Origin of the sequence: Streptococcus sp. TATVAM-FAB8, from assembly GCF_046592795.1 — a bacterium.
Classification (GTDB): domain Bacteria; phylum Bacillota; class Bacilli; order Lactobacillales; family Streptococcaceae; genus Streptococcus; species Streptococcus ruminicola.
In genome coordinates this window covers 202,970-216,135 of record NZ_JAWVPQ010000001.1, presented here as the reverse complement: position 1 = coordinate 216,135, position 13,166 = coordinate 202,970, and the positions used below count along the sequence as shown (strand labels likewise).

At 38.5% G+C, this 13,166-nt stretch carries 12 protein-coding genes; 6 read left to right on the top strand and 6 right to left on the bottom strand.

Annotated features, from left to right (window positions below):
• Positions 1 to 7 precede the first annotated feature (7 nt).
• From SFC32_RS01045 to SFC32_RS01025, 5 genes are all read right to left on the bottom strand, one after another.
• The gene (locus tag SFC32_RS01045; protein WP_411049633.1) at positions 8 to 1,012 is read right to left on the bottom strand and encodes a FecCD family ABC transporter permease; all 1,005 of its coding nucleotides are present in this window, start codon (positions 1,010 to 1,012) and stop codon (positions 8 to 10) included.
• Positions 1,009 to 2,031 carry a FecCD family ABC transporter permease gene (locus tag SFC32_RS01040; RefSeq protein ID WP_411049632.1) on the bottom strand — a complete coding sequence of 341 codons (1,023 nt, stop codon included), beginning with the start codon at positions 2,029 to 2,031 and terminating at the stop codon, positions 1,009 to 1,011. Before SFC32_RS01040 ends, SFC32_RS01045 begins: the two co-directional genes overlap by 4 nt.
• Before the next feature lie 35 nt (positions 2,032 to 2,066).
• Positions 2,067 to 2,999, bottom strand: a complete 933-nt coding sequence (locus tag SFC32_RS01035; RefSeq protein WP_411049631.1) for an ABC transporter substrate-binding protein — start codon at positions 2,997 to 2,999, stop codon at positions 2,067 to 2,069.
• 19 nt (positions 3,000 to 3,018) lie between these two features.
• Positions 3,019 to 3,801, bottom strand: coding sequence for an ABC transporter ATP-binding protein (locus SFC32_RS01030; protein ID WP_411049630.1), 783 nt, complete (start codon positions 3,799 to 3,801; stop codon positions 3,019 to 3,021).
• Positions 3,802 to 3,978: 177 nt separating this feature from the next.
• Positions 3,979 to 5,430, bottom strand: a complete 1,452-nt coding sequence (locus SFC32_RS01025) for a UDP-N-acetylmuramoyl-L-alanyl-D-glutamate--L-lysine ligase (protein ID WP_411049629.1) — start codon at positions 5,428 to 5,430, stop codon at positions 3,979 to 3,981.
• A 96-nt stretch (positions 5,431 to 5,526) separates the two neighbouring features.
• Between SFC32_RS01025 and SFC32_RS01020 the strand changes: the two genes are divergently transcribed.
• The 4 genes from SFC32_RS01020 to upp all read left to right on the top strand — a co-directional run bounded on the left by SFC32_RS01020 (position 5,527) and on the right by upp (position 10,469).
• The gene (locus tag SFC32_RS01020) at positions 5,527 to 7,161 is read left to right on the top strand and encodes a polysaccharide biosynthesis protein (RefSeq protein WP_074965079.1); all 1,635 of its coding nucleotides are present in this window, start codon (positions 5,527 to 5,529) and stop codon (positions 7,159 to 7,161) included.
• 269 nt (positions 7,162 to 7,430) lie between these two features.
• Positions 7,431 to 8,525: a cystathionine gamma-synthase gene (locus SFC32_RS01015; RefSeq protein WP_074626282.1), complete on the top strand. Its 1,095-nt coding sequence runs from the start codon at positions 7,431 to 7,433 to the stop codon at positions 8,523 to 8,525.
• A gap of 1 nt (position 8,526) precedes the next feature.
• Positions 8,527 to 9,690 carry a MalY/PatB family protein gene (locus tag SFC32_RS01010; RefSeq protein WP_411049628.1) on the top strand — a complete coding sequence of 388 codons (1,164 nt, stop codon included), beginning with the start codon at positions 8,527 to 8,529 and terminating at the stop codon, positions 9,688 to 9,690.
• A 149-nt stretch (positions 9,691 to 9,839) separates the two neighbouring features.
• A complete protein-coding gene (gene upp, locus SFC32_RS01005; RefSeq protein WP_021142946.1) occupies positions 9,840 to 10,469 on the top strand; it encodes a uracil phosphoribosyltransferase in 630 nt (209 codons plus the stop codon).
• A gap of 70 nt (positions 10,470 to 10,539) precedes the next feature.
• Here upp and SFC32_RS01000 read toward each other — a convergent pair whose 3' ends face one another.
• Positions 10,540 to 11,409 carry a LysR family transcriptional regulator gene (locus tag SFC32_RS01000; RefSeq protein ID WP_074626285.1) on the bottom strand — a complete coding sequence of 290 codons (870 nt, stop codon included), beginning with the start codon at positions 11,407 to 11,409 and terminating at the stop codon, positions 10,540 to 10,542.
• A 113-nt stretch (positions 11,410 to 11,522) separates the two neighbouring features.
• Here SFC32_RS01000 and SFC32_RS00995 point away from each other — a divergent pair, with 113 nt between their 5' ends.
• Positions 11,523 to 12,416 (top strand): DMT family transporter, encoded by an 894-nt coding sequence (locus SFC32_RS00995; RefSeq protein ID WP_258250354.1) that lies wholly within the window; start codon positions 11,523 to 11,525, stop codon positions 12,414 to 12,416.
• A 129-nt stretch (positions 12,417 to 12,545) separates the two neighbouring features.
• Positions 12,546 to 13,136, top strand: a complete 591-nt coding sequence (locus tag SFC32_RS00990) for an ATP-dependent Clp protease proteolytic subunit (RefSeq protein ID WP_039696423.1) — start codon at positions 12,546 to 12,548, stop codon at positions 13,134 to 13,136.
• Positions 13,137 to 13,166 lie beyond the last annotated feature (30 nt).

Sequence of the window (13,166 nt, the reverse complement as noted above, 5' to 3'; positions counted from 1 at the left end):
CAGATTTTTATGTTGCTGTTTTTATCATGAGATAAAGGAAATAAGGGGCTCCGATAACTGAAATAATCAGTCCTGTTGGAATACCTGTCCCGACAAGTAGGCTTCGTCCGATGGTATCTGCAATCAGCATTAAAATCATACCAATCAGCATGCTAGCAGGTAGGACGATTCGGTGGTCATTTCCAAATAAGCGGCGCGTGATGTGACCAGAAAGTAAGCCGACAAAAGTAATGTTCCCCACCAGCACAACGCTAAATGCGGCTAAAGATGTTGAGAGCGTAAGAGCCCAAAGTCGTTCTTTTTTTAGGTCAAGACCGAGAGTGATGCTCGTTTCTTGGCTAAACATCATCATGTTTAGACGGTAGCTGCGCCATAAAGTCACTCCCCAAATAATCCCTAGAAGAGGTGACATGATAGCCAGTAATTGCCAGTTTCCGCCGCTTACCTTGCCACTTAACCATGAGACGACATAATCGGTTTTCCCGACATCAAGATTGGCAACGACAGACACCATAACACCTGAAAGCAAACTTGATATCCCTACACCTGAGATGATTAAGCGTGTTGGTTGAATTGGCTGATTTTTACGGTGAGAAACTGCGTAGACAATGCTGATTGTTAAGAAACCACCAAGCATGGCTAAGAAAGGCATGAGTGTTAGGTTAGTAAGATTTGTGATATCTAGCATGCCAACCATCATAGCAATGACTAAGCCAGCTCCCGCATTAATTCCCAAGATACCAGAATCGGCTAGAGGATTTTTAGTTAGGGTTTGCAACAAGACTCCTGACATGGCAAGAGAAGCCCCACCAAGCATACAAGCTAAGATACGAGGAAGCCTGATTTTGAAAACAATCAAAGACATTGTGGTATCAGCTTGCCCCAAAAAGACTTGAAGGACTTTGAAAAAGGATGTGTTAGCGTAACCAATGGATAAAGAAAGCAGGAAAACAATTAGCAAGCAAAGAAGAAGAAGAAGGAATTGGCTTGTTCGTTTTTGCTTAGACGTCATAGATTTTCCCCCTTTCTGACCAACCAAAGAAAGCAAGGAAGCCCAACAATGCTGATAATGGCGCTAAGAGGTGTTTCGGCTGGAGGATTGATGACTCGACTAAGCAAATCAACCCAAACCATGAAAGTCGCGCCAGCAAATGCCGTAAGTGGAAGAATAATACGATAATCTTTAGCGACAAAGAGTTTTATAAAATGAGGAATAATCAAACCAAGAAATGCAAGACTTCCCACCAAAGCAACAGCAGCTGCTGATAGAATAAGAACAATGCTGAGCAGACTAATGGTAGTAGCTAGCGTTTTTTGTCCTAAAGCTTTAGCGACGGTTTCATCAAGGCAGAGAATGGTCAATTGATGAGCCATTAGCTGCGCTAAGACCAGACCAATTAGGATAAAAGGGGCAATGATGGCAAGCATTTTCCAATTGGTCTGAGCGAGTCCACCAGCTTGCCAGCCAATCACAGCTTTTGACAAATCAAAATACAAGCTGAAAGCTTGACCTAAAGATGAAAAGAGAGTCGAAATCATAGCTCCCGCTAAAATGAGTCGGGTTTGCTGGTAGCCTTTTTTAGGATGGTAGCTAATCCCAAAAATCAAGCAAGCAGAAAGACTAGCACCAATCAGACAAAGCAAAAGCGTCATGCTGTAGTGCATGCTGCCAAAAATGGCATAACCAGCAATCAAGGCTAGCCCTGCTCCTGCATTAATTCCAAGAAGTCCAGGGTCAGCAATGGGATTTCTTGTCACCCCTTGGATGATGCTACCAGATTGAGCCATAGCCGCCCCAACTAAAATAGCAGCAAGGATTCTTGGCAACCGCAAATCAAAAATCACGTCCTGTAGGTTTGAATCAGTTAACGGTGCTCTTAAAACACTAAAGACTTGCTGATTAGTGTAAGCAACCGCCCCAAAACGCAGGCTTAAATAACAGCCCAGAATAAAAAGTATTGCAATGCTGAAAAAAACAAGCCAAGGTCGACTTGGCTTATTTTTCTGAATAAGAAAGTTAGTTTCTTTCATGAGATTTCCTTTTTCAGAGAAGGGAGTCATAATCATCAGCTGTTGGCTTTTTTAATGGCTGCTGTGAAAGTTTCTAATTGTTTATCAAGTGACATTGGGTCAGAGAAGTAGAAGAGATTTTCATCAACTTCAAGTACTTTTTGATTTTTAACCGCTGGAATATTTTTCCAAACATCACTTTCTTTTAGAGAAGCAGCAGCGTCTTTGGTGTCTTTGCTGACATTGAGCACAAGGTAGTCGCCGACATAATCAGCAAGTACTTCTTGTGAAATGCCAAACCAACCAGCTGAGAAGACATCTTTTTTAACAGTTTCTGGAGCAGAAAAGCCAAGTGAATCGTAAATTAATTCACCTCCGCGCCCCCAGTTATTACCATAGAGGTAGATAGCTTTGTCATAAAAATCCATAACAGTGAAGCTTGTTGAGGCATCAAGGTATGGTGAAAGCTCTTCTTTAGCTTTAGCCGTTTTCGTTTTCCAACTATCAAGCCATTTCTGAGCTTTGTCTTCTTTGCCAAAGACTTTTCCAAGATTAGTCATCATTTCAAGATAATCGCTCTTACCATATTCAATAACTAAGACGGGAGCAATATCTTTTAACTCTTTGAGGTGTTCATCAGTTGAAAAAGCAATGATAAGGTCTGGCTCTTGCGCAGCGATTGCTTCGGTATCATCTGAGGTTAATTTCACCGCGTCAGCTAATTCATTTCCAAAAGCAGGACTATTTTTTTCTAAATCTAGTGAGTAACTAGACACATTGACACCCAGTTCAAGAAGGTAGCCAGTGTAAGAGTAAGCAAAGTTAACGACTTTTTTAGGATTTTTAGGAATATCGCCTTGGTAAGAAAATCCTGTTATTTTAGGCATGCTTGATAGCTCAGTGTTATCTGAAGTTGATGCGTTGTTTTGACAAGCAACCAACATAAGCGTTGCTAGAAATGTTGTTAAAGTGACAAAAAACTTTTTCATGTCTAAGATCTCCTGAAATTTATGTGAGCTGATAAGTCAGCAAAATAGGACAGTTATGAATCGGATCTTGAACGATCTGTGCCTCGATGCTAAAAATATCTCTTAAAATGTCAGTTGTCATAACCTCTTCAACCTGACCGTGATAGCAAATAGCACCGTTTTTCATGGCAATTAAGTTATCAGAAAAACGCGCTGATAAATTCAAATCGTGCAAAACCATGATGATGGTTTTATGGGCTTCTTGGTTAAGTTTTTTCAGCAATTCCAAAATTTCCAATTGATGATTCATATCTAGGTAAGTTGTCGGTTCATCAAGGAAAATCGTATCGGTGTCTTGCGCTAGCGCCATGGCAATCCAAACGCGTTGGCGTTGTCCACCGGATAAGGCATCAACTTTTTCATTAGCAAGGCTAGTGATTCTTGTCATTTCCATTGCCCACTTGATTTTAGCTTTATCGTCATCGGTTAGTTGTCCAAAATAACTTTGATGAGGAAAACGTCCGTAAGACACGAGCTCATAAACGGTAATGCCTTCAGTAGCTTCAAGTACTTGTGGGAGCAAAGCTATTTTTTTAGCAATTTCCTTGGTCGGTAAATCAGCAATAGCTTTACCATCAATCAAAATTTGCCCAGCTTTAACTGCTTGAATCCGTGTCAGGGCTTTTAGCAAAGTGGATTTGCCACAGCCATTAGCACCGATGATTGTGGTGATTTTTCCGTCAGCTATCTTGGTTGATAAATTTTGAATAACCGTTTTATCATCATAAGCGATAGTGATATGTTTAGCACGAATTTCTGACATAGTGGCCTCCTTTCTCGTAAAAAATGAATATGGTTACAAGTCTCAAAAAAATTGAGAATTGTTTTTTCATTGTAACAAGAAAAAAGACCTCTGAAAAGCCTTTTTCGAAATATTTTTACAAAAATCACATATAACCTTAATTAATTAGAATTATTTTAATTAGTAATTGTAATCGTTTTAGTTAAGGTATTTTTTAGCGATGTTCATATCACCAGCATAAGCTGTGCGTTCACCGTTAACGATTTGGTAAGCGTCAGCTCCTTTACCAGCAATGATAACGGCATCATCAGCGGTTTGAGTGAGTGACATAGCTTTTACGATAGCTTTTTCACGGTCGACTTCGATTTCAAGTGGTCGATTGACTTGGCTGGCAATTTCCTCTGCAATAGCTTTAGGGTCTTCGTAGTTAGGGTCGTCAGCAGTTAGGATGACTTGAAGATTTGGATGAGCGTTAATCACACGAGCAAAGTCAGCGCGGCGACTTTCACCTTTATTACCAGTAGCACCAAGAATGAGGTGAAGGTTTCCAGTTTGATGTTCTTCAACAACAGATAATAATTTTTCAAGGCTATCACCGTTGTGAGCATAGTCAACGAAAACTTTAGCGCCATTTGCCTGAGTAATGACTTCCATACGACCTGGTACGCTTGTCTCAGCGATTCCTTTTTTGATGTCTTCAGGGCTTGTTCCTAAACGAAGACAAGCAAGACCTGCAGCTAGTGCATTTTCTTGGTTAAAGGAACCAATGAGTTGGATGTCATAGTGTCCAGCCAGTTTTCCTGTCACGTCAAAGTCAAAAGCTCTGCCATTTTCGATAGTATTATCAGAATCCTTACCGTAAAAATCATGTGGAAGGTCAGCCACTTGCTCAGCAACGACTTTAAAATGATCCATACCAGCATTGACAACAACAGCTTTGCTATTTGCCATCAATAGACGTTTGTGATAGAAGTAATCTTCAAATGTTGGGTGTTCAATCGGTCCAATGTGGTCTGGGCTGATATTGAGAAATGCTCCTACATCAAAAGTTAAGCCGTAAACACGATCAACAAGATAAGCTTGGCTAGATACTTCCATGATGAGGTGAGTCATGCCATTATCAACAGCAGTTGCCATCATCTTGAAGAGGTCAAGACTTTCAGGTGTGGTTAATTTTGATTTGAAGAATGTCTTACCATCAAGTGTTGTGTTCATTGTTGAAAACATGGCTGGTTTGTGGCTTTGTTTCAAAATGTTGTAAGTAAAGTAAGCCGCAGTTGTTTTCCCTTTAGTTCCAGTAAAGGCAATGATTTTTAGTTTTTCTTCAGGGTGACCGTAGAATTCCATAGCAATCAAGCTCATGGCTTTTTTGATATCTGTTACGATAATCGCAGGAATATCAAGTTCGTAATCAACTTGGCTGACATAAAAAGGTAAGCCTTTTTGGATAGCTTGTTCAAGGTATTCTTTTTTAAAAGTTGCCCCTTTAGCAAAGAAAAGGGTTGAACTGTCGACATCACGACTGTCAAAACTGATTTTTGAAAAACTAGGATTTTCTTTCCAAGTCAGGCTGTATTGATTGTGGAAGATGATTTCGCGGAAATTATGGTCTTTTTTCAGAATTTCGAAGGTTTTTTCAAGTGTAATCATACACTCTATTTTAGACTTAATGTCTATGTTTTACAAGTCACAAGCAAAAGTTTATAATAAAATGTAACGCTTATTTTTAAAATTAGGAAGAATACTATGTCTGAAAACAAAACAAACGTGACACAGCAACAGCAGATGGTGCGTGGAGCTGCTTGGTTAACAGCTTCAAACTTCATCAGCCGTCTTTTGGGTGCCTTCTACATTATTCCTTGGTATGCTTGGATGGGGACTCATGCTGAACAAGCCAATGCGCTTTTTGGAATGGGCTACAATATTTATGCGGTATTCCTACTTATTTCAACAGCAGGGATTCCCGTGGCAATAGCTAAGCAAGTGTCTAAGTATAATACGCTTGGTCAGGAAGAGACAAGCTATTATCTCTTACGTAAAATTTTAAAATTAACCTTGGTACTCGGCTTTATTTTTGCGGCTATTATGTATCTTGGAGCACCAATTCAAGCAGCTTGGAGTGGTGGTGGCGACGATTTGATTCGCGTCATGAAGAGTCTGTCTTGGGCAGTTTTACTTTTTCCATCAATGAGTGTGCTTCGTGGTTTCTTCCAAGGGTTTAATAATTTAAAACCGTATGCCATGAGCCAAATCGCTGAACAAGTCATCCGAGTGATTTGGATGTTATTGACAGCCTTCATGATTATGAAAATTGGTTCTGGAGATTACGTTTCAGCGGTTGTTCAATCAACATTTGCAGCTTTCATTGGAATGATTGCCAGCGTCATGGTTTTGATTTTCTTCCTTTGGAAGGAAGGAAAACTTCAAGCTATTTTAGCGAAGGAAACTGAGGAAATTGACATTGATGCTAATGCCATTATCATTGAAACCGTAAAAGAAGCTATCCCATTTATCATTACGGGTGCAGCCATCCAATTATTCCAATTGGTTGACCAATGGTCTTTCATTAACTCAATGAAACTTTTCACTTCACATAGTTTGAAAGAATTGCAAATCTTGTATGCTTACTTATCAAGTAACCCAAACAAGGTAACAATGATTTTAATCTCGCTTGCGACTGCGATTGGTGGTGCAGGGATTCCGCTTTTGACAGAGAATTTTGTTAATAAAGATAAAAAAGCTGCTGCTCATTTGGTGATTAATAGTTTGCAGATGTTGTGCATGGTGCTTTTGCCGGCAATGATGGGAGCTATTATTTTGGCACAGCCACTTTACACTCTTTTCTATGGTGCACCAAATAATGATGCCCTATGGCTATTTGTTGTAGCTTTGATTCAAGTTATTTTCTTAGCTCTTTATAGTTTGTTAGCACCAATGTTACAAGCTCTTTTTGAAAATCGCAAAGCCATCAATTATTTTGCTTATGGTTTGGTAGTTAAGATTGTTTTACAAGTGCCATTTATCTTTTTATTCAAAGCATATGGACCACTTTTATCAACAGCAATTGGATTGATGATTCCAATTATTTTGATGTTCAATCAAATTCATGCCGTAACACAGTTTAATCGTAAAGCCTTGTGGCGTGGCATTCTATTAGTTTGCATTTTGACGGCTATCATGGGAATTGTTGTTGCACTAGGAACATTTGGACTTCACTTTATCATCAGTCCAACTACTCGTCTTGGTAGTGTGATTTACCTTGTTCTTATGGGAGCACTTGGGGTTGCTGTCTATGGATTTCTAGCCTTAGCAACACACCTTCTTGATAAATTAATTGGCAGTAAAGCAAAAACACTACGTAAAAAATTCCATTTAGAATAAAAAAACAGCCCAGTGGGCTGTTTTTTCATGAGCCTGAAAATAGAAAAGTGAATCAAGCCCATTGGGCTGTTTTTTCATGAGCTTGAAAATAGAAAAGCGAATCAAGCCCATTGGGCTGTTTTTAATTTAATAAGATATAGTTTTTTCTTATAGCTAACTATTAGGAATTAGAATAGCAAAAAGGCATGCATTTTTGTGAATAAATGTTAGAATAAGGTCTATAAATTTTTGAAAGAAAACTATGTTTTGAGATGAGAAGGGGGATTATTATGACAAGTGACTGTCGATTGGCTACGATTTTAGCCCATGCTGGTATTAAGTCGGATGAAGCAACGGGAGCTCTTGCAGCACCGATTCATTTTTCAACAACCTATCAGCATCCAGAGTTTGGAAAATCAACGGGCTTTGATTACACGAGAACTAAAAATCCGACACGCGCAACCCTTGAAAAGACTCTTGCAGCAATTGAAAAAGCTGATTATGCCTTAGCAACTTCATCAGGCATGAGTGCTATTGTTTTAGCGCTTGAAATTTTTCCTGTTGGAGCAAAGGTGGTTGCTGCGCGTGATTTGTATGGCGGTTCCTTCCGTTGGTTTAATGACAAAGAAAAAGAAGGACGCTTTGTTTTTACATATGCCAACACACAAGAGAAGCTTCTAGCTGCAATTACTGAAGAGACTGACATTGTCTACCTTGAAACACCAACTAATCCCTTGATGATTGAATTTGACATTGCAAAAGTAGCAGAAGTTGCACATAAAAATGGGGCTAAGTTAGTGGTTGATAACACCTTTTATAGTCCGATTTATCAAAATCCGATTGAGCTTGGTGCGGATATTGTGGTGCATTCTGCGACAAAATATTTAGCAGGGCATAACGACGTATTGGCTGGTGTGGTGATTACCAGCGACCAAGTCATTTATGATAAGCTCTTTTATAACCTTAATACGACAGGCCCAACCCTATCTCCTTTTGACTCTTACATGCTGATGCGAGGACTTAAGACGCTCAAACTTCGCATGGAAAAAGCTACTGAGAATGCTCATGCTATTGTGAAGTATTTGAAAAACTCACCAGCTGTTAAAGAGGTGCTTTATACTGGAAAAGGTGGTATGATTTCTTTTAAAGTAGTTGATGAAGAAAAAATTCCTTATATCATTAATAGCCTTCAAATCATCACTTTTGCAGAAAGTCTTGGTGGTGTGGAAAGTTTGATTACCTACCCAAGAACACAAACCCATGCTGATATTCCAGAAGATGTTCGCTTATCTTATGGCTTGACGAATGATTTGCTGCGCTTGTCAATCGGTATCGAAGATGTTGAGGATTTGATTGACGACTTAAAAAATGCCTTGGAGGGATAGTATGGAAAAATATGATTTTACAACTAGACCAAATCGTTTGAAACAATTTACTTACAAATGGCAGAGCTCAGAAAACAATCCTGATTTGCTTCAGTTATGGGTAGCAGATATGGATTTCTTGCCAGTTCCAGAAATCAAACAAGCTATTATCGATTACGGTCAAGAACACATTTTTGGCTATAATTATTTTAAAGATTCTCTTTACCAAGCTGTCATTGATTGGGAAAAAGAAGAGCACGGCTATGGGATTAAAAAGGAAGAGATTTCTTTTATTGATGGTGTAGTACCTGCCATTTCGGTAGCCATTCAGGCATTTACTGAAAAAAGTGATGCAGTGTTGATTAACTCACCTGTCTATTATCCTTTTGCTAGAACTATCCGTCTTAACGATCGTAAATTAGTTGAAAATTCTTTGCAGATTAAAAATGGGCATTTTGAGATTGATTTTGACCAATTGGAAAAAGATATCGTGGACAATCAAGTTAAACTTTATGTTTTTTGTAGTCCACATAATCCTGGCGGACGCGTTTGGTCAAGTGATGAGTTGCAAAAACTTGGAGACCTCTGTCGCAAACACGGTGTGATTTTAATTTCGGATGAGATTCATCAAGATTTGACACTGTTTGGTCACAAGCATCATTCCTTCAATACTGTTGATGACGTCTTTAAAGATTTTGCGATTATTTTGGCCTCAGCTACAAAAACTTTTAATATTGCTGGTACCAAAAACAGCTTTGCCATTATCCAAAATCCAGACCTTCGTCGAAAATTTCAACGTGTGCAGTTGGCTAATAACCAACATGAAGTTCCAACCATTGGTATGATTACCACAGAAACTGCTTTTAGCTATGGCAAACCTTGGTTAGAAGAACTGAAAAAAGTGATTGAAAAAAATGTGGACTATTTAACAGATTACCTAGAAGAACACACTAAAATCAAGGTTATGAAGCCAGAAGGGACCTATCTGGTCTGGTTAGATTTCTCCGCTTATGATATCGAGCAACCTGAACTTGGGGAAAAATTGCAAAAAGAAGCCAAAGTGGTCTTAAATGATGGGGCGCATTTTGGTAAAGAAGGCAAGACTTTTGCACGCTTAAATGTAGCAACGCCTTTTGAAACCATTAAGGAAGCTAGCGAGCGCATTGCTAAGGCTTTTGGAAAATAAGAAAAAGCGGGCTGACGCCTGCTTTTTTGTGATGCTTTTGGCAATTTTTGCTAAAAAATGTGACATTCGTCATAAAATTTTAGCAAATTTCCTTATTTTCTGCTATAATTGGTAAGGTTAAACTAAATTCAGTATAAAGGAGTACAATCATGGGAAAATTCCAAGTTATCTCACATCCGCTAATCCAACACAAATTGTCAATTTTACGTCGTACAACAACTTCAACTAAAGATTTCCGCGAATTGGTTAACGAAATCGCAATGCTTATGGGTTATGAAGTTTCTCGCGACCTTCCTTTGGAAGATGTTGAAATTGAAACACCTATCACAAAAACAACTCAAAAACAATTGACTGGTAAAAAATTAGCGATTGTTCCTATCCTACGTGCTGGTATCGGTATGGTTGATGGTTTCTTGAGCCTTATTCCAGCGGCTAAAGTTGGTCACATTGGTATGTACCGTGACGAAGAAACTTTGCAACCAGTTGAGTATCTTGTGAAATTACCAGAAGATATCGATCAACGTCAAATCTTTGTTGTAGACCCAATGCTTGCAACTGGTGGTTCTGCAATCTTGGCAGTTGACTCTCTTAAAAAACGCGGTGCAGCTAACATCAAATTTATCTGTTTAGTAGCTGCTCCAGAAGGTGTTAAAGCTCTTCAAGAAGCTCACCCAGATATCGATATCTACACAGCTGCTCTTGATGAAAAACTTAACGAAAATGGTTACATCGTACCAGGTCTTGGTGACGCTGGTGACCGTTTGTTTGGTACAAAATAATAAGTTGAAGGCTTAATAAAAAAGGTTTGCGTTCTATTTAAGGAACACAAGCCTTTTCTTTTTTAATAAGTTAATCGTTCATTTTACTTGAAATGGTTTTAGCGAATTCCTGAGCTGCCAAAGGAAGAGTTTGTCGGTTCTTCCATGCTAGTACGATAGTTCTAAATGGTTTTTCGGTAATATGACGAATGGTTAAATCTTGAAGTGTTAAACCGTCAAGGAAATTTTCATAAAGAAGACTAACTCCTAAATCTTGTCGAATCATCTCCAAAATAGTGTAGTCGTCATAAATTTCGTAAGCGAATGTTGGGGTTATTTTGGCTTTTTCAAAGGCCGCACGTGTCAAACTGTTTTCCCCTTCATCAAGAAGAATTAGTTCAGTTTTAGCTAAGTCAGCAAGAGAAACTTCATTTTGTTTTGCCAATGGGTGCTTACTAGGTAAAACGGCGTAAAGGCAATCCTGGTAAAGGATATGCGACTGAAGTTGTCCAACATAGTCAATATGCGTGAATCCTAAATCAACTTGTCCAGTATCTAGCCACTGGTGAATACTGGTATAATCCCCTTGCTTAAGAACGAAATTGACTGCAGGGTGTTTGGCTTTGAAGTCTTTGATAAAGGGTAAAATAAAATTTCGACTAGCAGAGGTGAAGATGCCAATACGGATTTCAGCTTTATTGAGCCCTTGTAATTCCTCGATTTTTTTGGTTAGTTGCTTTTCCCCCTGAACAATTTGCTGGAAGTAGGGATAGAGAGCTTGGCCGTCTTTGGTTAATTTGACCCCCTCATGACCACGTGTTAATAAGCAAGTCCCAATTTCTTTTTCAAGATTTTTGATGGTCTGGCTGACAGCACTTTGTGAGTAGTTTAGTTGCTCTGCGGTTTTGGTAAATGACCCTAATTCAATAACTGAGCAGAAAATAGCGTATTTTGAAATCATATTAATGCCTTTCGATAAGTAAAACTTATGTTTCTATTATATACTTTAATTTTACTTATATCCAATATCACCTTATAATAAAACAAGATATTAGGAAGTGAGAGGTGAAATTCATGGTTCAAAAACATGCTAAACTTTTTTCAGTGACCGTTCCTCTTGCGTGGGGGATGTCTTATCTATTTATGGCGCTTGGGGCTTCTGAAATTCCAGCCATTGAATTAGTAGCTCTGCGTTGTGGGTTAGCTTTTTTGGCTTTAGTATTAATTTTTTATCGCCATTTGAAAGAAACATTTTCTTGGAAATTGATGGCTTATAGTGCTTTTGCAGGAATATTATTATTTGCTGTTTTTTATTTTTTGATTATTGGAGTTGTTGCTACCTCAGCATCAACTGCTGGATTTTTAGCTTCGACAACAGTAGTCATTGTCCCTACTTTACGAGCTATTGTGACACGAAAAATGCCTGATGCAAAAACGATAATAGCGATTTTGATTGTTTTATCAGGGCTTTATCTTTTAACAGGTGCTGACTTGTCACAATTCAATCTTGGTGCTGTGATGTGCTTGGTATCTGCGACTTTATATGCTGTTTACATTATTCTTTCTAAACACTTTGTCGAGAAGGTAGATCCGATGAGCCTAGGAATTTGGCAATTAGGTTTTTCTAGTTTGTATGCTTTAATAGGAACATTTGCTTTTGAGGCACCTGTTTTGCCACATTCAAATATTGTTTGGTTTTCAGTAATAGGCTTGGCTCTTATTTGTTCAGCATATGGTTGGGTGATGCAGACAATCGTTCAATCGTATGTCAGCGCTGAGTTTACTAGTATCATGTTTACACTGGAACCTATTTTCACAGCTATTTTTGCTTTTATTTTCTTTGGAGAATGGCTGAGTGGTTTAGCTTTTTTGGGAACGATTTTGATTTTTGTCGGTGTCCTTTTGACCATTTATCAACCGAAAAAAAGCCGTTCTATTGTTTTACTTCAGGAAAAAGTCGAATATTAAAATTTTTCATTTGACCTTTTTTGACCATTTGACTATAATAGTCTCAGGTTAATATTTAAAACAAGGGCAAGAAAAAGTAGCACCGAGATGTTATGTCTATGTTTTCTAGCCTAGTAAAGGAGAAACGATATGATTCCTGTAGTTATTGAACAAACAAGCCGCGGTGAACGCTCATATGATATTTACTCACGTCTTTTGAAAGATCGTATCATCATGTTGACTGGACCAGTTGAGGACAATATGGCAAACTCTATCATTGCTCAACTTCTATTCCTTGATGCACAAGATAATACAAAAGATATTTACCTTTATGTTAATACACCTGGTGGATCAGTTTCAGCTGGTCTTGCTATTGTAGATACAATGAACTTCATTAAATCAGATGTTCAAACTATCGTTATGGGTATGGCAGCATCAATGGGAACAATCATTGCTTCATCAGGTACAAAAGGTAAACGATTCATGTTACCAAACGCTGAATATATGATTCACCAACCAATGGGTGGTACTGGTGGCGGTACTCAACAAAGCGATATGGCTATTGCTGCTGAACACCTTTTGAAAACACGTCAAAACTTGGAACAAATTTTGGCTGACAATTCAGGTCAAAGTTTGGAAAAAGTTCACGCTGATGCTGAACGTGATAACTGGATGAGCGCTCAAGAAACTCTTGAATATGGCTTCATCGATGAAATCATGGTTAACAACGAATTGAACTAATTTGTTTATAGACAAAGTATAGGCTGAGAT

Bases quoted from the DNA above. Each gene is read 5' to 3' on its own strand.
- SFC32_RS01010 (WP_411049628.1), top strand. From the start codon at position 8,527: ATGGAAAAATATGATTTTACAACTAGACCAAATCGTTTGAAACAATTT.
- SFC32_RS00995 (WP_258250354.1), top strand. From the start codon at position 11,523: ATGGTTCAAAAACATGCTAAACTTTTTTCAGTGACCGTTCCTCTTGCG.
- SFC32_RS00990 (WP_039696423.1), top strand. From the start codon at position 12,546: ATGATTCCTGTAGTTATTGAACAAACAAGCCGCGGTGAACGCTCATAT.
- SFC32_RS01040 (WP_411049632.1), bottom strand. From the start codon at position 2,031: ATGAAAGAAACTAACTTTCTTATTCAGAAAAATAAGCCAAGTCGACCT.
- SFC32_RS01030 (WP_411049630.1), bottom strand. From the start codon at position 3,801: ATGTCAGAAATTCGTGCTAAACATATCACTATCGCTTATGATGATAAA.
- SFC32_RS01025 (WP_411049629.1), bottom strand. From the start codon at position 5,430: ATGATTACACTTGAAAAAACCTTCGAAATTCTGAAAAAAGACCATAAT.
- SFC32_RS01000 (WP_074626285.1), bottom strand. From the start codon at position 11,409: ATGATTTCAAAATACGCTATTTTCTGCTCAGTTATTGAATTAGGGTCA.
- SFC32_RS01015 (WP_074626282.1), top strand. From the start codon at position 7,431: ATGACAAGTGACTGTCGATTGGCTACGATTTTAGCCCATGCTGGTATT.
- SFC32_RS01045 (WP_411049633.1), bottom strand. From the start codon at position 1,012: ATGACGTCTAAGCAAAAACGAACAAGCCAATTCCTTCTTCTTCTTCTT.
- upp (WP_021142946.1), top strand. From the start codon at position 9,840: ATGGGAAAATTCCAAGTTATCTCACATCCGCTAATCCAACACAAATTG.
- SFC32_RS01020 (WP_074965079.1), top strand. From the start codon at position 5,527: ATGTCTGAAAACAAAACAAACGTGACACAGCAACAGCAGATGGTGCGT.
- SFC32_RS01035 (WP_411049631.1), bottom strand. From the start codon at position 2,999: ATGAAAAAGTTTTTTGTCACTTTAACAACATTTCTAGCAACGCTTATG.